This window comes from Mesorhizobium sp. WSM4815 (assembly GCF_055811575.1).
In genome coordinates, this window is the sequence record NZ_JBVVQS010000084.1 from 97,824 (window position 1) to 117,985 (window position 20,162).

Consider the following 20,162-nt stretch of genomic DNA (forward strand, 5'->3'; position numbering starts at 1 on the left):
GGCCCGATCCATCAGACGCGCACCCCGTCGAGGCCGCGCGCCATGCGGCGTTCCAGCGAACGCACACCCCAGGAAATGATCAGCGCAAGGCCGAAATAGATGACGAGAATGGTGGTGAACGGCACCAGCGTGTTGCCGGTCTGCGAGCGCACGACCTGGGCCTGGAAGGTCAGGTCGGTGAGCGAGATCAGCGAAACCACGGCGGTGGCCTTGAGCAATTCGATGGCGTTATTGCCGAAGGTCGGCAGCATCACCAGCAGCGCCTGCGGCAGGATGACATAGCGCATGGCTTGCCAGCGGCCGAGATTGACCGCGGTGCAGGCCTCGTACTGTTCGCGGCCGATCGACTGGATGGCGCCGCGCACCACCTCCGCGCCGTAGGCGCCGACATTGAGGCCAAGCGCCAGCACGCCGGCCTGCAGCGGCGTCAGCGAAATGCCGATGAACGGCAGCACGAAATAGGCCCAGAACAGCTGCACGAAGATCGAGGTGCCGCGGAAGAATTCGATATAGGCGGTGGCCAGCGCCCGAATTGCGAAAAAACGCGACAGCCGCCCCAGCCCGGCGAGAAAGGCCATGATCAGGGCAAGCACCGACCCCATCAGCGTCAGCTCGATGGTAACAAGCGCTCCCTGCAATATCAGGCCGAAATAGCCGGACCATTGGGTCATGAACTAAGCATTTCTCCGCTTGGCGATTATTACAGAAGGTCGGCGCTGCCCCTCATCCGCCTGCCGGCACCTTCTCCCCGTATAGGGACGGGGAGAAGGGTAAGGCTCCAGCGTTCGCGCCCCCCTCTCCCCGTTCTTCACGGGGAGAGGGTAAGGGTGAGGGGCAACTTTTTACTTTGCCGAGCAGAGCTTGTCGCGGCTCGTCGACATCGCCGCCGCGGCCGAAAAACCGTAGGGCTCAATGATCTTGGCGAATTCGCCGGACTCCTTCAGCTTGGCCAATTCGACGTCATAGGCGTCGCGCAGCGCCTCATCGCCCTTCTTGAACGCCGCGCCATCGCAATAGACCGGCGCGCCGACCACCGGGGCGACGACTTCGAGGTTCGGATCGCTGGCCTTCTTGACCAGATCGTTGATCGACAGCACCGGCAGGGAATAGGCGTCGATGCGGCCGTCCTGCAGCATCTTCAGGCCGCTCTGGCCATCCGGCACGACGATGACGCGGTCACGCGGCACGCCGGCAGTGAGCGCCAGCTTCTCCTCGGTGCCGCCGCCCGGCGCCCCGATCGTTGCGGTGGCATCCTTGGCGACATCCTCATAGCTCTTGAAGCCCTTCGGGTTGCCCTTCTTGACCAGCATTGCCTCGGCGTCGCACAGCACCGGCTCCGAATAAGCGACCGCCGCGCAGCGCTCCGGTTTCATGAACAGGCCGGCGGTGACGACGTCGAAACGGCCGGCCTGCAGGCCAGGGATCATCGCGCCATATTCCGAAATCGAGGCGACGATGTCGTTGACACCAAGACGCTTGAAGATTTCACGGGCCACATCGGGCGCCGCACCCGAGACCTTGCCGTCGGCAGCAACCGCCGTATAGGGCGGCTCGTTGGCGATGGCGACACGGGCAAAGCCCTGTGCCTTGAGCTCTTCGAGCTTGCTGTCGTCGGCCGATCCCGCGGTCGAAGCGGCCAGGATTGCGGTCAGTGCAACACCGGCGACGCCGGCCAGAATGCCAAGTTTCTTCATTGTTCCCAACTCCTTGTTTCTCTTTTGGTTTGGTCGTTCCACGGGACGGCTTCGCCGCCCTGGGAGGACGGCGCTGCCGCCCGGGGCATGGCAGTCAGACGCGATGTCCGGCCGCGATGATCTTCTTCAGGAAAGCTTGCGTACGCTCCTGCTTGGGGTTGCGGAAAATCTCGTCCGGCTTGCCTTCCTCGACGATCTTGCCGCGGTCGAAGAACAGAACCCGGTCGGCGAAATCATGGGCAAAACCCATTTCGTGGGTGACCAGCAGCATGGTCATGTCGGTCTCCGAGCAGAGCCGCCACAACACGTTCAGCACCTCCTCGACCAGTTCCGGATCGAGCGCCGATGTCACCTCGTCGAACAGCATGATCCTGGGCTGCAGCGCCAAGGCGCGAGCGATGGCAACGCGCTGCTTCTGGCCGCCGGAAAGCTGCGCCGGCATCGCTTTCGCCTTGTCGGCCATGCCGACCATGTCGAGCAGTTCCATCGCCCGCTTTTCGGCGGCCGCGCGCGGCATGCCCTTGGTCAGGATCGGCGCCAGCGTGACGTTGTCGATGACGCTCTTGTGCGGAAACAGGTTAAACAGCTGGAAGACCATGCCGATCTTCTGGCGCATTCTTGCCAGATGCCGTTCGTCGGCGGGCAGCAACTGGCCGTTGCGCTCCATGTGGTAAAGCTGCTCGCCGTCGATCTGGATGTGGCCGCTGTCGATCCTCTCCAGCGTCATCAGGATGCGCAGGATCGTCGTCTTGCCGGAGCCGGATGGGCCGATCAGCGCAAGCTTCTCGCGCGGCATGACCTGCATCGACAGTCCGTCCAGCACCTTGAAGGTACCGAAGCTTTTCGAAATGGCGTCGATCTTGATGATGGGCGCGGACAAAGAATTCCCCCGGGCTGGAGAAGCTGTGCCTTAACGATGCGGAACGCGCCAAATCATGTCAATCAGGAAAATAAACTCATGACAATGTTTCTGACTCCGCAGAATTTCGCGGCAATGCTTGCCTAGATCGCCAGCAGCAGATGCTCCGGGTCGCCGAGCAGAAGCTTGGTGACAACACTGAGGCCGGCGCGCAGTTCCCCCTCGGTGGTCGAGCCCAGCGAGATGCGCACTGCCGGCTGCCAGGGCGCCGTCGAAATGCGAAACGATGTGCCTGGTGCGATCGCCACGCCCTGCAGGCGGGCCTGTGAGACGAAGCCCTCCTCGGCGCGGTCGCCGGGCAGTTCCAGCCACAGATGCAGCCCGTCGCGATGGACGCGGTAGTCGACCCCGGCAAGCACCTGGGCGGCGATCTCCTGCCGCCGCCGCAGCGCCGACCGTTGCCAGCGGACGAGTCCCATCGCCGTGCCGTCGGTCACCCATTTTGTCGCAATCTCCGCCACCATCGGCGTTGCCATCCAGTTGGAGACGAGATGCCGGTTGGCGACGGCAGCGACATAGCGGTCGGGCGCCGCGAGATAACCGATGCGCAGGCCTGGCAGCACGATCTTGGTGAAGGAGGTGACGTAGAGCGTGCGCTCGGGCGCGAAGGCGGCGACCGGCGGCGGACGGCCCTCGACGAGCGGCCCGAGCACGTCGTTCTCGATGATGGCGATGTCGTGCCTGCGCGCCACCGCAGCGATCTGCTCGCGCCGCGCGGCATTCATCAATGTTGCAGTCGGATTGATCACCGAGGGCTGCACGAACACGGCGCGGATGTCGGAAAGCCGGCACGCCTCGTCGAGCGCCTCCGGGATCAGGCCGTTGTCGTCGATCGGCAGACCCTCGAGGTTGAAGCCGAGATAGCGCGCCAGCGGGATCAGCGTGTGATGGCCGATCGCCTCGGTGGCGACGGTCGAACCCGGCGGCGCCACGCTCATCAGCGCCACCGTCATGCCGGCCGTGGCGCCGTTGGTCAGGCTGACATTCTGCGCCGACACGTCGAGACCGCACAGCCGCAGCCATTCGACCGCCACTGCACGGTGGCGCGGAAACACCATGTTCGGCCGGAACGACAGCGCCGAGGTCGACGGCAGGTTCTCGGCGAGCCAGCCTAGCGCCTGCTTCAGCCGCTCCAGATGCATCGGCTCGCAGACCGGCTTCAGGATCGACAGGTCGATGACCTCGCCAAGGCGCTCCGGCAGATAGGGCGGTTCCGGCTCGCGGCGCTGCGTCTGCACGAAGCTGCCGCGGCCGATCTCGCCGGAGACCAAGCCTCGGCGGATCAGTTCCTCATAGGCGCGGCTGACTGTCTGCACCGAAAGCTTCAAATCGTCGGCCAGCCGGCGATGCGTCGGCAGCCGCGCGCCGTTGGCCAGCCGTCCGTCATGAATGGCGCGCGCGAACTGGTCGGCGAGCGATTGATAGGCCGGCCGCCGGATAAGCGCGGGATCTGGACGCCACAATGTCATGACATATTAGAGATCGAAATCAGTGCAATTGACAATCGAAATAATGCGCCGTCATGGTGTCGCGGAAAAAAGTGGACGCTCATGGCCGCATTGAAACTGGATCAGATCGACCTGAAAATCCTCGACGCGGTTCAGCGCGACGGGCGCATCACCAAGCTGGCGCTCGCCGACAAGGTCGGCCTGTCGCCGACGCCGTGCTGGGTGCGGTTGCGCAAGCTGGAAAAGGCCGGCATCGTCTCCGGCTATCACGCCAGGGTTGCAATGCGCGCCGTCGCGCCGGTCGCCACCGTCCTGATGGAGGTGACGCTGGCCAGCCACCGCCAAGCCGATTTCGACCGTTTTGAGCGCGTCATCCGCGACGTCCCCGAAATCGTCGCCTGCTGGTCGGTGGGCGGCGGCGTCGACTATTTGCTGAAAGTGATGGCGCGCGACATCGACGCCTATCAGCGGCTGGTCGACGCCCTGCTCGAACGCGAGATCGGCATCGACCGTTATTTCACCTACATCGTCACCAAGACGGTGAAGGAGGAGGTCGCCTTGCCGGTGGCCGATCTGTTGCCGACGCCGTCGTGAGGTCTAGGGAAACTGACATCAGGTCGCCGCGACGATGCGGAATTCTGCTCCGCTGCATTCCTCGGCGAAGGTCACGGAATGGATCCCAGGGTCTTCGCGACGGAGCTTCGCTCCTGCTTCGCCCGGGGATGACGAAGTTGGAGGAGGTTCAGCCAATCTCCACTGTTTGCTACAGCCTCGGAGAGACTGTCCTGTGTTTCGGTCCAATAGAGACAATCTCTCTACGCGTGCGCTCCGAAACAGCCTCTCTGTCTGCGCCGCGCGCATAGTCTCTCCGCATCACTCCGAAACCGGGAGACCTCGAACATGTCCGCGCATTTTGCCCGCCCACAACGCCACGAAGCGCTTGACCGGCTCGCCGACCGCCGGCTGCTGCGCCAACTCGCCTATGTCGACGGCCAGTGGACGGCGAGTGAAGCCGCCGAGAGTTTTGGGGTGACCGACCCTGCTACGGGCGCCACCGTTGCCTGGGTTGCCGCGCTCGATGCCAGGCAGACGAGCAAGGCGATCGACGCGGCGTCGCGCGCCTTTCCCGCCTGGCGCGCGGCTCTCCCACAGGAACGCGCAAGAATCCTGCGAAAATGGTTCGATCTAATCATCGCCGCCAAGGACGATCTGGCGCTGTTGATGACGCTCGAACAGGGCAAGCCTCTCAAGGAATCGCTTGGCGAGATCGACTACGCCGCCTCCTTCGTCGAGTGGTATGCCGAAGAGGCAAAGCGCCTCAACGCCGAAAGCGTCACCAGCCATTTGCCAAACGCCGAGATGATGGTGCGGCGCGAACCGCTCGGCGTCGTCGGCGTCGTCACGCCATGGAATTTTCCGGCGGCCATGCTGACCCGCAAGGCGGCGGCCGCGCTTGCCGCCGGCTGCACCATCGTCGCGCATCCTTCGTCGGAAACGCCGCTGTCGGCACTGGCGCTGGCCGAGCTCGGCGAACGCGCCGGCCTGCCGGCTGGCGTCTTCAACGTTCTCACCGGCAAGGCCTCGACCATCGTTGGGCGGATGTGCGAAGATCCGCGCGTCCGCGCCATGAGCTTCACCGGCTCGACCGAGATCGGCAGGCTTATCGCCGCGCAAAGTGCGCCGACGATGAAGCGGCTGGTCATGGAGCTTGGCGGCCACGCGCCGCTGATCGTCTTTGCCGACGCCGATCTCGACAAGGCGGTGACCATCGCCGTCGACGCCAAATTCGCCACTTCCGGCCAGGATTGCCTTGCCGCCAACCGCATCTATGTCCAGCGCCCGATTTATGATCGTTTCTGCGCCGCCTTCGCCAGGCGCATCGAGGCACTGCGGACCGGCAATGGCCTGGCCGATGACATCGACATCGGGCCGTTGATGCACGAGCGCGGCGTCAAGAAGGTCGAGGAGCAGGTCGCCGATGCGCTCGCCCATGGCGCGCGCTGCCTAACCGGCGGCGGCAGACATCCGGCCGGACCGCTGTTCTACCGGCCGACCCTGCTCGCCGATGTCACCGACGATGCGCTGATCGTGCGCGAGGAAACTTTTGGTCCGGTCGCCGCGGTGACGCCCTTCGACAGCGAGGACGAGGTCATCGCCCGCGCCAACGCCACCGAATACGGGCTCGTCGCCTATGTCGTCACCGAGAACGGCGGCCGCCAATTGCGCATGGGCCGTGCACTCGACTACGGTATGGTCGCCATCAACCGCGTCAAGATCACCGGCGCGCCGATTCCGTTCGGCGGCGTCAAGCAGTCCGGCATCGGTCGCGAGGGCTCGCGCCACGGGCTCGAAGCCTTTACCGATCTTAGATATCTCTGCCTGGACGTGGCGTAAGGTGTATCGACATTCAGGTGATGCCGGTCTGCAAATGGCGGCGTCCTGCGCTTCCGGTGCTCACGTACGAAAAAGCGCGCTCCGCTCCGGTTCTCGGCCTGGCCTGAATCCCGACACACCTTAGGCCGCGTCGGGACCATCTTTCTCCAAGGAGTCAAAAAAATGCTCGACCAGTCCAACGAACTCGCCGCCTGGGACCGCGACCACTTCTTCCATCCCTCGACCCATATGGGCACGCATGCGCGGGGTGAATCGCCGACCCGCATCATCGCCGGCGGCGAGGGCGTCACCATCTGGGACAATAACGGCCGCAAGAGCATCGATGCCTTCGCCGGGCTCTATTGCGTCAATGTCGGCTATGGCCGCCAGAAGATATCAGACGCCATCGCCGCCCAAGCCAAGAACCTTGCCTATTACCACACCTATGTCGGCCACGGCACCGAGGCGTCGATCACGCTTTCCAAGATGATCATCGACCGCGCCCCGCAAGGCATGTCGAGGGTCTATTTCGGCCTCTCCGGTTCCGACGCCAACGAAACCAACATCAAGCTGATCTGGTACTACAACAACGTGCTCGGTCGTCCCGAGAAGAAGAAGATCATCTCACGCTGGCGCGGCTATCACGGCTCCGGTGTCATGACCGGATCGCTGACCGGGCTCGACCTGTTCCACAACGCCTTCGACCTGCCGCGTGCGCCGATCCTGCACACCGAGGCGCCCTACTATTTCCGCCGCGCCGACCGATCGATGAGCGAGGAACAGTTTTCCCAGCACTGCGCCGACAAGCTCGAAGAGATGATCCTGACCGAGGGCCCCGACACGGTCGCCGCCTTCATCGGCGAGCCGATCCTCGGCACCGGCGGCATCGTGCCGCCGCCCGCTCTGTACTGGGAAAAGATCCAGGCGGTTCTCAACAAATACGACGTGCTGCTGGTCGCCGACGAAGTGGTCACCGGCTTCGGCCGGCTGGGCACCATGTTCGGCTCCGACCATTACGGCATCAAACCCGACCTGATCACCATCGCCAAGGGCCTGACCTCGGCCTATGCGCCGCTGTCGGGCGTCATCGTCTCGGATAAGGTCTGGCAGGTGCTGGTGCAGGGCTCCGACAAACTCGGCAGCTTGGGCCATGGCTGGACCTATTCGGCGCATCCGATCTGCGTTGCCGCCGGTGTCGCCAACCTGGAACTGATCGACGAGATGGACCTGGTGACCAACGCCGGTGAGACCGGCGCCTATTTCCGCGCCGAACTGGCGAAAGCCGTCGGCGGCCACAAGAATGTCGGCGAGGTGCGCGGCGACGGCATGCTGGCGGGAATCGAATTCGTCGCCGACCGGGACGACCGCGTGTTCTTCGATGCCGCGCAAAAAATCGGGCCGCAGGTCGCGACCGCGCTTGCCGAGCTTGGCGTCATCGGCCGCGCCATGCCGCAAGGCGACATCCTCGGCTTTGCGCCGCCGCTATGCCTCACCCGCGAAGAGGCGGACATCGTCGTGTCGAAGACGGCCGATGCGGTGAATGGCGTGTTTGCCAGCATCTAATTATCGACCTTGGTGCCGCCGCTCATCCGCCTGTCGGCACCTTCTCGGTAGAGAAGGGTCAAGCACTCGGCGCCGGCTGCCCCCCTCTCCCCGTTGTTCACGGGGAGAGGGTAAGGGTGAGGGGCAGCGCGAACCTGGAATATCTGGAAGCAACATCAATGACCTCCAAAGCCCTCCCCGCCACCATGGCCGCCGTGCTTCTGACCGGTCACGGCGGGCCAGAAAAGCTTGTCTATCGCACCGATGTGAAAGTGCCCTCGCCCGCCCCGGGCGAGGTTCTGGTCAAGGTCACGGCGTGCGGCATGAACAACACCGATGTCTGGGTGCGCCAGGGCGCCTACGGCACGGAGGAAGATGCTGCCGCCGTGTCGACCTGGCGGCGTCAGGGCAATACGCTGACCTTCCCGCGTATCCAGGGCACCGACACGGTCGGCAACATCGTTGCCGTCGGCGAGGGTGTTTCTTCGGCCCGCATCGGTGAGCGGGTGATGGTCGATTTCTCGATCTACAACCGCGACGATGATTCACTCGCCGACATCGACTATATGGGCCATGGCCGCGACGGCGGCTATGCCGAGTACCAGACCGTGCCGGCCGAGAATGCCCATGTCGTCGCCACCGACCTGACCGACGTCGAACTCGCCACCTTCTGCTGCGCTTATCTTACCGGCGAACAGATGCTCGAACGCGCCGCATTGAAGGCCAGCGAGCGTGTGCTGGTCACCGGCGCGTCGGGCGGCGTCGGCTCCGGCATCGTGCAGTTGGCGCGGGCGCGCGGCGCCATTCCCTATGCCGTCGTCGGCAAGGGCAAGGAACAGGCGGTGCTCGACATCGGCGCCGAGGCGGTGATCACCCGTGGCGTCGCCGATCTGCCCGCCGCCGTGAATAACGCGACCGGCCGCCAGCCGATCGACGTGGTTGCCGACCTCGTCGGCGGCGGCATCTTCAATGACCTGTTGCGCATCCTTCGGCCCGAAGGCCGCTACACCACCGCCGGCGCGATTGCCGGCCCGGTCGTGCAGCTCGATCTGCGCACCATGTATCTCAAGCAATTGCAGCTGCACGGCTCCAGCCAAGGCACGCGACACGATTTCCGTCGTATCGTGCGCTACATCGAGGAGAAGAAAATCCGGCCGCTGGTCGGCGGTGTCTACAAGCTCTCCGATTTCCACCGCGCCCAGGCGGATTTCATTGCCAAGGATTTTGTCGGCAAGCTGGTTGTCGTTCCGGACGCCGTTGCGGATCGCCGATAAGATGAACCACGTAGTCTCTGCATAGAGAATTTGGTTCTTTGACTGAGCCTGAAAAGGCCGTGGGTGGTCGCTGCCCGACCAGACTGGAGCCGATCTCCAACGCTGGCGATTGGCATAAGCCACCACGACTTCGCATCCCAGCTAGTTTCCGCCATAATGCTGCGGCTCAGAATAAAAGCGCTCTGTAGCGATCCTTCGCGCCCCCCTCTGTCCTGCCGGACATCTCCCCCACTTGGGGGGAGATTGGCAGCTTCGCGGACAGCGTCCCTTTTTGCAGAACTTGACGCACACAACCCTCTCCTGCGGCGTTATAAGTTTTTCGCAATTTTCTTATAACGCCGCTTGCGGTCGACCGTCTTCATGCCAGGCGGCTCCAGTTAGCGGCTCCAGTTATAAGAAGAATGCGGTTCTCTTATAACGGCGTGATCTCGAGCGACGCGCGCCATTACGGGACCTGCTTGACCGCGGCTTCAAGCGATCTTTCAAACGCGTCGATCACCTGATCGACCTGGGGCTCGGTGATGATCAGCGGCGGGCAGAAGGCCAGTGCATCGCCCATGTTGCGCGAGATGACGCCGTTCTGCTGCATGAAACCGTTGACGAGCCCGCCCAGCGCGCCGGCCGTCTCCCACGGCGTCTTGTTCGCCTTGTCGCCGACCAGTTCGACCGCCGCGATCAGGCCGACGCCGCGCACCTCGCCGACAAGCGGGTGCGAAGCGAGCTTGCGCAGCCGCTTCTGCATATGCGCGCCGACCGTGCGCGCATTGCCGACGAGATCGCGCTCCTCGATCAGCTTCAGGTTCTCCAGCGCGACCGCCGCCGCAACGGGATGGCCGCCGCCGGTGAAGCCGTGGCCGAAGGTGCCGATGCGATTGCTTTCGTCGGCAATCGGCTCGAAAACCTTCTCGTTGATCAGCAAGGCCGAGATCGGCAGGTAGGACGAAGAGATCTGCTTCGACAGCACCATGATGTCGGGCCTGATGCCGAAGGTCTGCGAGCCGAACATTTCGCCGGTTCGGCCAAAGCCGCAGATCACCTCGTCGGCGACGAGCAGGATGTCGTATTTCGACAGCACCGCCTGGATCTTCTCCCAGTAGCTTGCCGGCGGCACGATGACACCGCCAGCGCCCATGATCGGCTCGCCGAAGAAGGCAGCGATGGTTTCCGGGCCTTCGGCCAGGATCAGCTTTTCCAGATCGTCGGCAAGCCGGCTCGAAAACTCTCCTTCACTCTCATTTGGCAGCGCCTCGCGCCAGTGATGCGGCGTCGAGGTGTGCAGCACATTGGCGATCGGCAGGTCGAAGGAATTGTGGTTGTTGGGCAGTCCGGTCAGGCTCGCCGAAGCAATGGTGACGCCGTGATAGCCGCGAATGCGGCTGATGATCTTCTTGCGCGCCGGCTGGCCGAGCGCATTCGACCGGTACCAGATCATCTTCATGGCCGTATCGTTGGCCTCGGAGCCGGAATTGGTGAAATACGCCTTGCTCATCGGCACCGGCGCCATCTGCACCAGCTTCTCGGCGAGATCGATCAGCGGCGAATGCGATTTGGAACCGAAGTCGTGATAGTAAGGCAGCCTGGACATCTGGCGCACCGCAGCGTCGACCAGCCGCTTCTCGGAGAAGCCGACCGCGACGCTCCAAAGCCCGGCCATCGCCTCGATATAGCGGTTGCCGGCGAGATCCTCGACATAGATGCCATCGCCCTTCTCGATGACCAGCGGCCCTGCCTCTTCATGCTTGCGGGCATTGGTGTAGCCGTGCATGTGGTAGCTGATGTCGCGGGCTTCGGGAGAATTCGGTCGAGCGTCCATGATGGCTCCTGTCCTGCATGCCGGGACGTGCGTCCTGCCGCCGTTCGGCGCGCGCATCGGCCTCTGGATTAATGCTGTTTGCTGCATCCGTTTCTTGTAAGGGTGTCAAGCCCTTTCGGAAGGGCTGGCGGATGGACGGAAGACATGCAGAATTTCAGCTTCGAGGCTGCTAAACGCCGGAACCTGCGCCAAGCCAGCGGTGCGCGTAGCCAAGACTTGATCCCCGAACCGGTCACCAGCAGGCACAACAACAAGCCTGAGGTGGCCTGATCGTGGACCATGTCGACTGCATCGTTGCCGGCGCCGGCGTCATTGGCCTCGCGATCGCGCGAGAGATGGCGCGGCGTGGCATGGACACCCTGATCCTCGAGGCCGAGAACGCCATCGGCACCGGGACCAGTTCGCGCAATTCCGAGGTCATCCATGCCGGCATCTACTATCCGGCCGGATCGCTGAAGGCCCGGCTCTGCGTGGCAGGCCGCGAAAGGCTCTACCGTTATTGCCAGGAGCGGGCGGTGCCGCATGCGCGCTGCGGCAAGCTCATCGTCGCCACAAATGCCGAACAGGAGCCGATGCTCGCTTCGATCCTGACCAACGCCGCTGCTTGCGGCGCGGGCGATTTGACGCCCTTGACCGCAGCAGAGGCGCGCAGGCTGGAGCCCAAGCTGCGCGGCACGGCCGCGCTTTTGTCTCCCGCCACCGGCATCATCGACAGCCACGCGCTGATGCTTGCGCTGCTGGGCGACGCCGAGGAGCACGGGGCGGCGCTCAGCCTCAACACCCGCATCGCCTCGGGCCGCATTGAAGGTGGACGCATCGTCCTCGACACGATCGACAGCACCAGCGGCGAGCGCTTTGAAATCGCCACCGCGCGCTTCGTCAACGCCGCCGGGCTTGGCGCCACGGCACTTGCCGGCTCGCTTGACGGGTTCGACCAGCAATTCGTGCCAGAACTTCGCTACGCCAAGGGCAATTATTTTTCGGTCGCCGGCCGGGCGCCGTTCTCGCGGCTGGTCTATCCCGTGCCCGAGCCCGGCGGGCTCGGCGTCCATCTGACGCTCGACCTCGACGGCGTCGCCCGCTTCGGGCCTGACGTCGAATGGACCGATCAACTCGACTATCGCGTCGATCCAATACGTGGCGAGCGCTTCTACGACGAGATCCGCAAATACTGGCCGGACCTGGCCGATGGCAGCCTGCAGCCGGCCTATAGCGGCATCCGGCCGAAGCTCTCCGGTCCCGGCGAAGCCAATGCCGACTTCGTCATCCAGGACGCGGCGGTGCACGGCGTGGAGGGCCTGGTCAATCTGTTCGGCATCGAGAGCCCTGGCCTGACCTCAAGCCTGGCGATCGCCGACCATGTCGCGCAGCGCCTCGCGCCGAACGCAAACTAGCCGAGGCGACATCGAGCGAGCGCGCCCGCTGCCAAAAGCATAATCCAAAACGCCCGTAAGCCATCCGTAAGCCCGGGTCGCAGAACCTCCGGTCCGTCGATCACCGGGGCCATCGATATGAAGATCCGTTTCGAAGCCATACCGAACCCAAGCTGCCGGTTCGAGATCTGGGACAATGAGACCGGCGAGCCTGTCGTCCATCACGATCGGCTGCTCACCTTCGCCTCGGCGAAATCGGCGGCAAGAATCGCCGACTTCCTCAACGACAGCCACCGGCGCCGCGCCGGCGCCGCCGAATGGCGCGTTGCGGATCGCGATCTCGGCTGGGGAGGATGATCGCCCGGCTGCTCCACCTTGCGATCAGCATGGCGGAGCTTCCGCGGCTCGTCTTCCAACGAAACTTGGCGCAGGATCGAACGCTTTGCTACCGAGCGTCGGAGGAGTTTCGCCATGACCGATGAAGCAAGCCGCGAGCCGGCGCGTGATCCCCAGGATCTGGAGCGCCTGCTGATCTCCCGACAGTGGGTGGGAGACATCGACGGCATGGCCGCGCTTTTTGAGCCGCATGCCGTCGTCGACAGCGGTGACGGGCGACTGACGCGTGGCCGCGAAGCGATCCGGGCACTCTTCGCCGACATCACCGCAACGGGCCAAAAATTTGCCGCCGGAAATCAGGCCCCGGCTGTTGTCAGCGGAGATCTGCCACTGACGTCAACCCGTCTTCCCGATGGCACCGTAACCACCGAGGTCGCCCGCCGCCAGGGCGACGGGACATGGCTGTGGGTCATCGATCGATTCTCCGTTGCGTAGCGTCGGCCCGGGTGACCCCGGAAATCGATTTTCGCTGGGAATCATGCGCAAACCAAGTGCTCGCGCCTCCGGGCGTGCGGCCCTGTAGCGCAGAGGGGTGACTCCAGTACGGTTGTGGATTCGAAGTTCCTGAACGCCGATGCCGTCGATCGAGCAGGAACTTCAAATCTGTTTATGATGCATCAATGCGCCGTCTGCGAATGGTCGCCGCCCGGCTGCGAGATGCCGCCCAGCGTTTCGCCGGCCCATGCGGGTTCGCCATTCGTGGCGAGGTCGCCGAGCGAGACAATGCCAACCAGCCGCCGGTCGCGGCTGATCACCGGCATTCGCCGCACTTTGAGTTCGCGCATATTCTGAAGAACATCGCCGACTTCCTGGTCGTCATAGCAGCACTGTACCTCCGCGCTCATCACATCCCTGATCTTGGTGTCGGGACCTCTGCCCTCCGCGATGCCACGGACGGCAATGTCGCGGTCCGTGATCATGCCGACCAGCCGCTCATTCTCACCCACGGGCAGAACACCGGCGTCAAGATCGGCCATGACTCGTGCGGCATCCCGCAAGGACTGGTCCGGACTGGCGACCTGAACTTTCCGTGTCATGCACTCGCTGATTCTCATGGCTTTCTCCTCGAGCTGCAGCGCCCCGCCGATCCTGTGATGAAGGTGTGATCAGGGGAGAATGAACGCCTGTCGGAATCGTTCCATCGTTCGACCGCTCGCGCCAGGATAGGCTCCACCATGGCCATATCCGTGACGGACGGGAACCATAATCCGGGACAATGGTTGTGTGGTCACCAGGTGATCCTCCTCGAGCCAAACGAAAAACGGAAGGAACGATCATGCGCATGTTGACGACAATTGCCGCCCTTTCGGGATTGGCCCTGGCGCAGCCGATTCACGCGCAATCCACCGACCCGCAGCTTCCCCAGATCGCACCTCCGGCTCCGGAAGCCCTGCCCGATCCAAGCTTGCCCAACCAAACGCCTGACCAGGCCCTGCCTGATCAAGCCCTGCCGGATCAAGGTTTCACCGACCAGAATTTTACTGGCATTGCCATTGTCGCCCTCGAGGATTTGCCGCCGGAACTCAAGACGCAAGCCGAGGCCGTGATCACCCAGACCAGCGTTGAAGATCTGCTTACCCTGCAGAGCTCGATCGATGCCTCGCCACAGGCGGCATCGGTGCTGGCGGCGAACGGGCTGGATTCGTCGCAGGTTGTTGCCGCCAACATCGACGGCGACGGCATGCTGACTCTGATCATCCAGACAACCACGTGATTGGCGGGCACGTGATTGGCGGGCACGTGATTGGCGGGCACCTGATCGGTGGTCCGGGCGTGGCGGGCCGGAGCACTCGGCTTCGGCCCTGAAACCCGGTACAGCGGAGCAGCGTCATGGTCGAAGCCGCAGTTCGCAACTTCACCCTCAACTTCGGACCGCAGCATCCCTCTGCTCACGGCGTGCTGCGGCTGGTGCTGGAATTGGACGGCGAGGTCGTCGATCGCGCCGATCCCCATATCGGCCTGCTCCACCGCGGCACCGAAAAACTGATCGAGTACAAGAACTATCTGCAGGCACTGCCCTATTTCGACCGGCTGGACTATGTCGCGCCGATGAACCAGGAGCATGCGTTCTGCCTCGCCGCCGAGAAGTTGTTGGAAATCTCGGTCCCGAAGCGCGGACAGCTCATCCGTGTTCTGTTTTGCGAAATCGGCCGGCTCTTGTCGCATCTCCTCAACGTCACGACACAGGCCATGGATATCGGCGCGCTGACGCCGCCGCTCTGGGGTTTTGCCGAGCGCGAGAAGCTGATGGTGTTTTACGAGCGCGCCTCCGGCGCCCGCATGCATGCGAATTATTTCAGGGTCGGCGGCGTGCACCAGGACCTGCCTGAGAAGCTGCTGGACGACATCTGGGCTTTCTGCGATCCGTTCCTCAAGGTCTGCGGCAACCTCGACGAATTGCTCACCGAAAACCGTATCTTCAAGCAGCGCAATGTCGACATCGGCACAATCGGGCTGGAAGACGCCTGGGCCTGGGGCTTCTCCGGCGTGATGGTGCGCGGGTCGGGCGCGGCGTGGGACTTGCGCAAGGCACAGCCCTATGAATGCTACCCCGAGATGGATTTCGACGTTCCCATCGGCAAGAATGGCGACTGTTACGACCGCTACCTGGTCCGCATGGAGGAAATGCGCCAGTCGGTGCGGATCATGAAGCAATGCCTGGAGAAATTGCGATCGCCGGAAGGCCAGGGGCCGGTGGCAATTCCGAACCACAAGATCACGCCGCCGCCGCGGGCGACGATGAAACGCTCGATGGAAGCGACGATCCACCATTTCAAGCTCTACACGGAGGGCGTTCGCGTGCCCGCCGGAGAGGTCTATGCCGCGGTGGAGGCGCCGAAGGGCGAGTTCGGCGTCTATCTGGTTTCGAACGGCGGCAATACTCCCTATCGGTGCAAGATCCGGGCACCGTCCTTTGCCCATCTGCAGGCGATGGATTTTCTGTCGCGCGGGCACATGATCGCCGATGTCGCCGCGATCATCGGCTCGCTCGATATCGTGTTCGGCGAGATCGATCGCTGACGAGGCGCGGGGTGTTCAGATTTCGAGCAGGGCATAGGGACGGCCGGTCGGCTTCGCCACGTGCATGGCGACGTTATACACCGGGGCGCCGCCGGGCGTGCGACCTTCATAGACGCCGCGATGCGCGTGGCCATGCACCACGGCGCTGACCTTGAACCGGTCGATCGTCTCCGCCAGGCGCGACGAGCCCAGGAACGGAAAAATCTCCAATGGCTCGCCGGCGACCGTCTCGACCACCGGAGCGTAGTGCAGGACGACAAGCGTGCGCTCGGTGCGGACCTGCCGCATTGCGTTTTCGAGGCGCATCGATTCGCTGACGCTTTCGGCGACCATCGCCTTGATCGCCGGCTCGCCGAAGGAGCCGAGCATGCGCGATCCAAAACCGCCAATGAACCCCTTCACGCCGACAAAGCCGACGTCCTTGATTTCCGTGGTCTGGCCGTCAAGAAGATGGACGCCCGCCTGCCGCAGGATGTGGGCGACGTCCTCGACCGCGCCGGATTCATAGTCATGGTTGCCGAGCACGGCGACGACCGGGATTGCGCAGGCGCGCAAATCCTCCGCAAGGATTTCGGCCTCACGCGGCTTGCCGAGATTGGTGAGGTCGCCAGTGAGCACGAGGACGTCCGCTTCGCGCGAAACTTCGCCGAAGAGATCACGGCAGGAGGCCTGCGCGTCTTCCCGCACATGCAGGTCGCCGACAGCCGCAATCCTCACGGTGCGGCCTGTCTCGGTTGTTGCCATGGCAGCTTCGTTCCTCTCAGCCATCGCGAAATTCTCCTGTTCCGCCGACGCCGGCAAAGCCCCATTCCTTGACGTCGATCTCGTAGTCGGTCGGCGAAAGCAGGCGCCCGCGGCAGATCTTCATTCGGGGCGTAGGCAGTTCCCTCTGCTTGGCGAGCCGGTCAAGCAATTCGTCGAGCAGCCAGGCGGGAATGTGATCGCGCTCGCTTGGGTAGATCCATCGAAAATTGAGAAGCTGCATCAGCAGCACCTCCCAGTGGACTTCGAGGTAGGAAAGCAGCCGGCGCCAATCGATCTGATCCTGCGCCTTGAGGATGGTGTGAGCGATGTCGGCGCCGTCGTGGCGGCCTCTGTCCTGGATGTAGCATTTGGACCAGATAAGCTCGGTCGGACCGACGATCCGCACCTGACTGCCCAGCAGTTCGATCTGCCGTGCATGCTCCAGCCACTCGTCGCCGACCGGCATGGTGCCGTTCGCGGATGCGAAGATGACGTCAAAGAAATGCGTGCTCTTGAAGACCTTGCCAAGCCACCGGTCGTCCACGATCTCGACCGCAAAACCGGCCTGCTTGAAATGGGCGAGGATGCGGGCAAAGTCGCCGGCCTTGCAGAAAATGTCGAGGTCTTTGGTCTGGCGCGTGACGCCCGTATAGGCGCTCACCGCGTAGGTGCCGGCGACAAGAAAGGGGATGTCCGTCGCGGCGAGTTCACGGATCGCCTCTGTATAAAAGACCTCGGCCTCGGCATGTTGAAGCGTCGGCGCCGCTTTCGGATCGATCGTCGGAACGGATGCCGGGATGGCGCCTCCCGTTGGAGAATCGTTGGTCATGAAATCGTGGCTCCGAGGCGCAGCAACCTGCAGCTGTCCGTCTTTAAACAAAGCCGCCGCCGCATGGTTCCGTTGCCAACTAATGCGTAAAATGTGACGGCGGAGCCTTTTTCGCCGCTGGTGAGTTGGTATGAACAAACCAACTGCACGGAGGTGACCATGGAGGACGGGCGCAAGGCGGTTCGCGTCAGACTGAGGGGAAGGGTGCAAGGCGTCTCGTTTCGCGTGTGGACACGGACCGAGGCCGAGAGGCTCGGTCTGTCCGGATGGGTTCGCAATGAGGAGGATGGATCCGTAACCGCACTGATCGTCGGAGCCGACGGCGCGGTTTCGACCATGTTGGACCGGTTGTGGAAAGGGCCGACCGGAGCGTCGGTCTCCAGCGTGACATCCCAGAACGTCGATGCCGGCCAGCAGCCGAACGGATTCAGGATCATCGGCTAGAAGTGTGTACAGCGCGCCCGCCGACTGAAATCCGCGCATCCTGTGGTATCGAGCCTATGGTTCGAGCTTCGCCGATGGCGGATCGCCGTCGAAACGGCCTATCCGCTCATCAACGACCGCTGATGCGAGGCGTGGAAATCACTTCGCCGCCCCCATCACCCGAACATGCCGGCCCCCAACATAAATGCCGGCAGCGTCAATGCCCGTAGCGTCAGTGCCCGAAGCGTCAGTGCATGAATATTCCTCGCAGCCAGGCGAAGAAACCAAACCTCTCGGACATTGCCGCGCGGACGCGAGAGGCAGCCCATCGCGCTCGTATCGAGGCGCCGACATGGCAATGGCAGACGATTTCGTGCAGCTGCCAGTCGGTCAGCTCGAAGAAGCGCTTGGCTTCACCGTAGGTGTCATCTCTCAAGCCTTGCGCGCGAAAGATCGGGTCCTCGAAGGCAACCGTGAGAGGCGAGTCGTTGTAACGCATTTTCTCGCGTATCTCAGGGGACTTGTATTCTGTGCCCGTCAACGCTTCGAGACGTCGATCGGGATTTTTCTCCAGCAGTTTCGCCCAACGTTCGAGACGCTGGCTTCGAGTCGCTACGAGGTCTGTTGCTTCAGCGTGAACGTCGGCAACGGTATGCAGTTGGTCAAGTGTTTGGTGCTTCACGGCCGCCTCCTATTCAGCAGGTGAGTTCGTCCCACCCTGAAATGGAAATTATGGCGCTCCACGACGCCGGCAAGGCCTTCATGCGCGGACCTTTCGATCACTTTTCTGACGACCCCGTCCGGCCACGAATGCCGATGCCTGCGGGATCATCGCAGGCTCGCGTCGGAACCATAGGCATGCGTGGTCGTTCTGCGTGCGTCAGCTCGAGCGAAAACCGATCGAAACGGGTGGCTTCAAGAATCCCAGCCGACGTCGGCGACCCGCCAAGGCAGAGTGCGAGCGGAAGGAAATCACACAATGGCCATTCTTCCCACTCCCGAACCAACGCCCACTCCCGCGCCCACACCGCCGCCGTTTCCTGAACCGAAGCCGGTGCGTGAGCCGGACCCGGACAGACTTCCCGACGAAGCTCCTGTCCCCAATCCGGATGAAAATGATGCGCCGCTGAAAATCGGCCCCAAAAATCCCGGCATTTGACGGAGCGGAGACGCTCGTTCCAGATCGGCCAGTCCCGCATGGATGCCGGATGGCGTCAGCGCATTGGCTCACTGAGCGGCCAGCATGCGGGCTGCGGTCGCCGTCGTCTCGGTGCTGTCAGCGGTGATCAGGCGGCGCGGAAAATGACGACGGAAATGCTCACCCTCGCGGACATCGCAGGCATCAGATCGAGCGCTGCGGCGAAGCGAACTCGGATGCCTGCCTTAGATGCTGGCGCAGCAGCGCCTCGGCCCATTCGATCTCGCCCGCCTCGACGGCATCGAGGATGGCCAGATGTTCCCGGCAGGACTGCTCGATGCGTTCCGCCGGCAGTTCCTCGAAACCCGCCGACTCCTGCAACCGGCGCAGATTGTTCTGCTGGCGCACCGCATCCGCCAAGAACCGGTTGCCGGAACAGGCCGCAAGCCCTTCGTGAAAGGATGCGTTGATCCTGAACCATTCGTCGCCGCCGATCAGCGTCTTGCCCGTCGACACGATCGCCAGGATGCGCTGGTGAGCGCGGCGGACCGGCGCCAGCTGCTGAGGATCCGCATTGAACATGGGCGACCGCAGCGCCGCGCATTCGACGGCCGTCCGGAATTCATAGCTTTCCCGGTAGGCGTCCTCGCCGACCAGTGTGTCGGCGAAACGCCAGCCATGCCCCGGCAGGCGCTGCACCAGCCCTTCGGCGGCAAAGCGGAGCAAAAGCTTGCGCACGACGCCGCGCGACACCTGATAGCGCGGCATCAGTTCCGCCTCGGACACCTCCTGCGGCAGCTGGCCGAGCGCGCGCTCGCGCATCATCCTGCGGTAAAGCTCCTCGAGCGGTGAACTGGGCAGGATATCTTCAGGGTCGAGATCGGCGACCTCGCGCGCCAATTGCAGCCCCCTCGTCTCGAAGGGACTCAAGATGCCCTGGGCGACCAGCAGCTCCAACGCCGCGCTGATCGGAGAACGCGAGACGCCGAAGGTGCGGGCAAGGTCGGGCACCGAGACGCGGGTTCCAACCGTCCAGCCCGAATCCCTGATCCGCTCCAGGATCCGCCGCGCCAGATCGATCTGCAGCGGACTGGCCGCCTCGCCGCGCGCCGGCCGGTCGATGATCGTTTCATTCATAGGCACTTCCTCAGGCGTTCGCATCTTCGCATTATAGA

The 20,162-nt window shown here is 63.4% G+C and carries 22 protein-coding genes; 12 read left to right on the plus strand and 10 right to left on the minus strand.

The annotated features are described in order from the left end of the window. Positions 1–11: 11 nt before the first annotated feature. The 4 genes from ehuC to ehuR all read right to left on the minus strand — a co-directional run bounded on the left by ehuC (position 12) and on the right by ehuR (position 4,082). Entirely contained in the window at positions 12–671 is a 660-nt protein-coding gene (gene ehuC / locus AC0L2B_RS08810) for an ectoine/hydroxyectoine ABC transporter permease subunit EhuC (protein WP_473744963.1), read from the minus strand. Between the two features lie 171 nt (positions 672–842). Next, positions 843–1,694 carry an ectoine/hydroxyectoine ABC transporter substrate-binding protein EhuB gene (gene ehuB, locus AC0L2B_RS08815; protein WP_473744964.1) on the minus strand — a complete coding sequence of 284 codons (852 nt, stop codon included), beginning with the start codon at positions 1,692–1,694 and terminating at the stop codon, positions 843–845. Between the two features lie 94 nt (positions 1,695–1,788). Further along, the gene (gene ehuA, locus AC0L2B_RS08820; protein ID WP_023797847.1) at positions 1,789–2,574 is read right to left on the minus strand and encodes an ectoine/hydroxyectoine ABC transporter ATP-binding protein EhuA; all 786 of its coding nucleotides are present in this window, start codon (positions 2,572–2,574) and stop codon (positions 1,789–1,791) included. 122 nt (positions 2,575–2,696) lie between these two features. Then, entirely contained in the window at positions 2,697–4,082 is a 1,386-nt protein-coding gene (gene ehuR, locus AC0L2B_RS08825) for a MocR-like ectoine utilization transcription factor EhuR (protein ID WP_473744965.1), read from the minus strand. 90 nt (positions 4,083–4,172) lie between these two features. On the opposite strand from ehuR, the gene AC0L2B_RS08830 reads away from it, so the two are divergent. The 4 genes from AC0L2B_RS08830 to AC0L2B_RS08845 all read left to right on the plus strand — a co-directional run bounded on the left by AC0L2B_RS08830 (position 4,173) and on the right by AC0L2B_RS08845 (position 9,250). Further along, positions 4,173–4,655, plus strand: coding sequence for an Lrp/AsnC family transcriptional regulator (locus AC0L2B_RS08830; protein ID WP_473744988.1), 483 nt, complete (start codon positions 4,173–4,175; stop codon positions 4,653–4,655). A gap of 306 nt (positions 4,656–4,961) precedes the next feature. Then, on the plus strand, positions 4,962–6,455 hold the full coding sequence (locus AC0L2B_RS08835; RefSeq protein WP_473744966.1) for an NAD-dependent succinate-semialdehyde dehydrogenase: 1,494 nt from the start codon (positions 4,962–4,964) through the stop codon (positions 6,453–6,455). Between the two features lie 162 nt (positions 6,456–6,617). Continuing rightward, positions 6,618–7,997, plus strand: coding sequence for an aminotransferase (locus tag AC0L2B_RS08840; protein WP_473744967.1), 1,380 nt, complete (start codon positions 6,618–6,620; stop codon positions 7,995–7,997). Positions 7,998–8,155: 158 nt separating this feature from the next. Then, positions 8,156–9,250 carry an alcohol dehydrogenase family protein gene (locus tag AC0L2B_RS08845; protein WP_473744968.1) on the plus strand — a complete coding sequence of 365 codons (1,095 nt, stop codon included), beginning with the start codon at positions 8,156–8,158 and terminating at the stop codon, positions 9,248–9,250. Positions 9,251–9,695: 445 nt separating this feature from the next. Here AC0L2B_RS08845 and AC0L2B_RS08850 read toward each other — a convergent pair whose 3' ends face one another. Then, on the minus strand, positions 9,696–11,063 hold the full coding sequence (locus AC0L2B_RS08850; protein ID WP_473744969.1) for an aspartate aminotransferase family protein: 1,368 nt from the start codon (positions 11,061–11,063) through the stop codon (positions 9,696–9,698). Between the two features lie 144 nt (positions 11,064–11,207). Between AC0L2B_RS08850 and AC0L2B_RS08855 the strand changes: the two genes are divergently transcribed. The 4 genes from AC0L2B_RS08855 (at position 11,208) to AC0L2B_RS08870 (ending at position 13,267) form a co-directional block, all read left to right on the plus strand. After that, the gene (locus AC0L2B_RS08855) at positions 11,208–11,333 is read left to right on the plus strand and encodes a hypothetical protein (RefSeq protein WP_473744970.1); all 126 of its coding nucleotides are present in this window, start codon (positions 11,208–11,210) and stop codon (positions 11,331–11,333) included. A gap of 2 nt (positions 11,334–11,335) precedes the next feature. Next, positions 11,336–12,457 (plus strand): NAD(P)/FAD-dependent oxidoreductase, encoded by a 1,122-nt coding sequence (locus AC0L2B_RS08860; protein ID WP_473744971.1) that lies wholly within the window; start codon positions 11,336–11,338, stop codon positions 12,455–12,457. 117 nt (positions 12,458–12,574) lie between these two features. Further along, the gene (locus AC0L2B_RS08865; protein ID WP_473510416.1) at positions 12,575–12,793 is read left to right on the plus strand and encodes a hypothetical protein; all 219 of its coding nucleotides are present in this window, start codon (positions 12,575–12,577) and stop codon (positions 12,791–12,793) included. A gap of 114 nt (positions 12,794–12,907) precedes the next feature. Next, positions 12,908–13,267: a YybH family protein gene (locus AC0L2B_RS08870; protein WP_473744972.1), complete on the plus strand. Its 360-nt coding sequence runs from the start codon at positions 12,908–12,910 to the stop codon at positions 13,265–13,267. Between the two features lie 182 nt (positions 13,268–13,449). Here the strand turns inward: AC0L2B_RS08870 and AC0L2B_RS08875 are convergent, their stop codons facing one another. Then, positions 13,450–13,887 carry a CBS domain-containing protein gene (locus AC0L2B_RS08875; RefSeq protein WP_473744973.1) on the minus strand — a complete coding sequence of 146 codons (438 nt, stop codon included), beginning with the start codon at positions 13,885–13,887 and terminating at the stop codon, positions 13,450–13,452. Positions 13,888–14,108: 221 nt separating this feature from the next. On the opposite strand from AC0L2B_RS08875, the gene AC0L2B_RS08880 reads away from it, so the two are divergent. Together AC0L2B_RS08880 and AC0L2B_RS08885 are read left to right on the plus strand one after the other, a co-directional pair. Continuing rightward, entirely contained in the window at positions 14,109–14,546 is a 438-nt protein-coding gene (locus AC0L2B_RS08880; protein ID WP_027151427.1) for a hypothetical protein, read from the plus strand. Positions 14,547–14,662: 116 nt separating this feature from the next. Beyond that, positions 14,663–15,853 carry an NADH-quinone oxidoreductase subunit D gene (locus AC0L2B_RS08885; protein ID WP_473744974.1) on the plus strand — a complete coding sequence of 397 codons (1,191 nt, stop codon included), beginning with the start codon at positions 14,663–14,665 and terminating at the stop codon, positions 15,851–15,853. A gap of 15 nt (positions 15,854–15,868) precedes the next feature. Here the strand turns inward: AC0L2B_RS08885 and AC0L2B_RS08890 are convergent, their stop codons facing one another. Together AC0L2B_RS08890 and AC0L2B_RS08895 are read right to left on the minus strand one after the other, a co-directional pair. Next, complete coding sequence (locus tag AC0L2B_RS08890) at positions 15,869–16,621, minus strand: metallophosphoesterase family protein (protein WP_091600356.1); 753 nt, start codon at positions 16,619–16,621, stop codon at positions 15,869–15,871. Next, positions 16,614–17,426 carry a nucleotidyltransferase family protein gene (locus AC0L2B_RS08895; RefSeq protein ID WP_473744975.1) on the minus strand — a complete coding sequence of 271 codons (813 nt, stop codon included), beginning with the start codon at positions 17,424–17,426 and terminating at the stop codon, positions 16,614–16,616. The genes AC0L2B_RS08890 and AC0L2B_RS08895 overlap by 8 nt, the downstream gene beginning before the upstream one ends. Before the next feature lie 159 nt (positions 17,427–17,585). Between AC0L2B_RS08895 and AC0L2B_RS08900 the strand changes: the two genes are divergently transcribed. Beyond that, the gene (locus AC0L2B_RS08900; protein WP_473744976.1) at positions 17,586–17,870 is read left to right on the plus strand and encodes an acylphosphatase; all 285 of its coding nucleotides are present in this window, start codon (positions 17,586–17,588) and stop codon (positions 17,868–17,870) included. Between the two features lie 226 nt (positions 17,871–18,096). On the opposite strand, the gene AC0L2B_RS08905 is transcribed toward AC0L2B_RS08900, so the two are convergent. Then, positions 18,097–18,531: a hypothetical protein gene (locus AC0L2B_RS08905; protein WP_091600354.1), complete on the minus strand. Its 435-nt coding sequence runs from the start codon at positions 18,529–18,531 to the stop codon at positions 18,097–18,099. Between the two features lie 297 nt (positions 18,532–18,828). Here AC0L2B_RS08905 and AC0L2B_RS08910 point away from each other — a divergent pair, with 297 nt between their 5' ends. Beyond that, on the plus strand, positions 18,829–19,008 hold the full coding sequence (locus AC0L2B_RS08910; RefSeq protein ID WP_077374092.1) for a hypothetical protein: 180 nt from the start codon (positions 18,829–18,831) through the stop codon (positions 19,006–19,008). Positions 19,009–19,191: 183 nt separating this feature from the next. Here AC0L2B_RS08910 and AC0L2B_RS08915 read toward each other — a convergent pair whose 3' ends face one another. After that, positions 19,192–20,124 carry a GntR family transcriptional regulator gene (locus tag AC0L2B_RS08915; RefSeq protein ID WP_236377224.1) on the minus strand — a complete coding sequence of 311 codons (933 nt, stop codon included), beginning with the start codon at positions 20,122–20,124 and terminating at the stop codon, positions 19,192–19,194. Positions 20,125–20,162: the final 38 nt, after the last annotated feature.

Bases quoted from the DNA above. Each gene is read 5' to 3' on its own strand.
- ehuC (WP_473744963.1), bottom strand. From the start codon at position 671: ATGACCCAATGGTCCGGCTATTTCGGCCTGATATTGCAGGGAGCGCTT.
- ehuB (WP_473744964.1), bottom strand. From the start codon at position 1,694: ATGAAGAAACTTGGCATTCTGGCCGGCGTCGCCGGTGTTGCACTGACC.
- ehuR (WP_473744965.1), bottom strand. From the start codon at position 4,082: ATGACATTGTGGCGTCCAGATCCCGCGCTTATCCGGCGGCCGGCCTAT.
- AC0L2B_RS08835 (WP_473744966.1), top strand. From the start codon at position 4,962: ATGTCCGCGCATTTTGCCCGCCCACAACGCCACGAAGCGCTTGACCGG.
- AC0L2B_RS08840 (WP_473744967.1), top strand. From the start codon at position 6,618: ATGCTCGACCAGTCCAACGAACTCGCCGCCTGGGACCGCGACCACTTC.
- AC0L2B_RS08845 (WP_473744968.1), top strand. From the start codon at position 8,156: ATGACCTCCAAAGCCCTCCCCGCCACCATGGCCGCCGTGCTTCTGACC.
- AC0L2B_RS08850 (WP_473744969.1), bottom strand. From the start codon at position 11,063: ATGGACGCTCGACCGAATTCTCCCGAAGCCCGCGACATCAGCTACCAC.
- AC0L2B_RS08855 (WP_473744970.1), top strand. From the start codon at position 11,208: ATGCAGAATTTCAGCTTCGAGGCTGCTAAACGCCGGAACCTGCGCCAA.
- AC0L2B_RS08865 (WP_473510416.1), top strand. From the start codon at position 12,575: ATGAAGATCCGTTTCGAAGCCATACCGAACCCAAGCTGCCGGTTCGAG.
- AC0L2B_RS08870 (WP_473744972.1), top strand. From the start codon at position 12,908: ATGACCGATGAAGCAAGCCGCGAGCCGGCGCGTGATCCCCAGGATCTG.
- AC0L2B_RS08875 (WP_473744973.1), bottom strand. From the start codon at position 13,887: ATGAGAATCAGCGAGTGCATGACACGGAAAGTTCAGGTCGCCAGTCCG.
- AC0L2B_RS08880 (WP_027151427.1), top strand. From the start codon at position 14,109: ATGCGCATGTTGACGACAATTGCCGCCCTTTCGGGATTGGCCCTGGCG.
- AC0L2B_RS08885 (WP_473744974.1), top strand. From the start codon at position 14,663: ATGGTCGAAGCCGCAGTTCGCAACTTCACCCTCAACTTCGGACCGCAG.
- AC0L2B_RS08890 (WP_091600356.1), bottom strand. From the start codon at position 16,621: ATGGCTGAGAGGAACGAAGCTGCCATGGCAACAACCGAGACAGGCCGC.
- AC0L2B_RS08895 (WP_473744975.1), bottom strand. From the start codon at position 17,426: ATGACCAACGATTCTCCAACGGGAGGCGCCATCCCGGCATCCGTTCCG.
- AC0L2B_RS08900 (WP_473744976.1), top strand. From the start codon at position 17,586: ATGGAGGACGGGCGCAAGGCGGTTCGCGTCAGACTGAGGGGAAGGGTG.
- AC0L2B_RS08910 (WP_077374092.1), top strand. From the start codon at position 18,829: ATGGCCATTCTTCCCACTCCCGAACCAACGCCCACTCCCGCGCCCACA.
- AC0L2B_RS08915 (WP_236377224.1), bottom strand. From the start codon at position 20,124: ATGAATGAAACGATCATCGACCGGCCGGCGCGCGGCGAGGCGGCCAGT.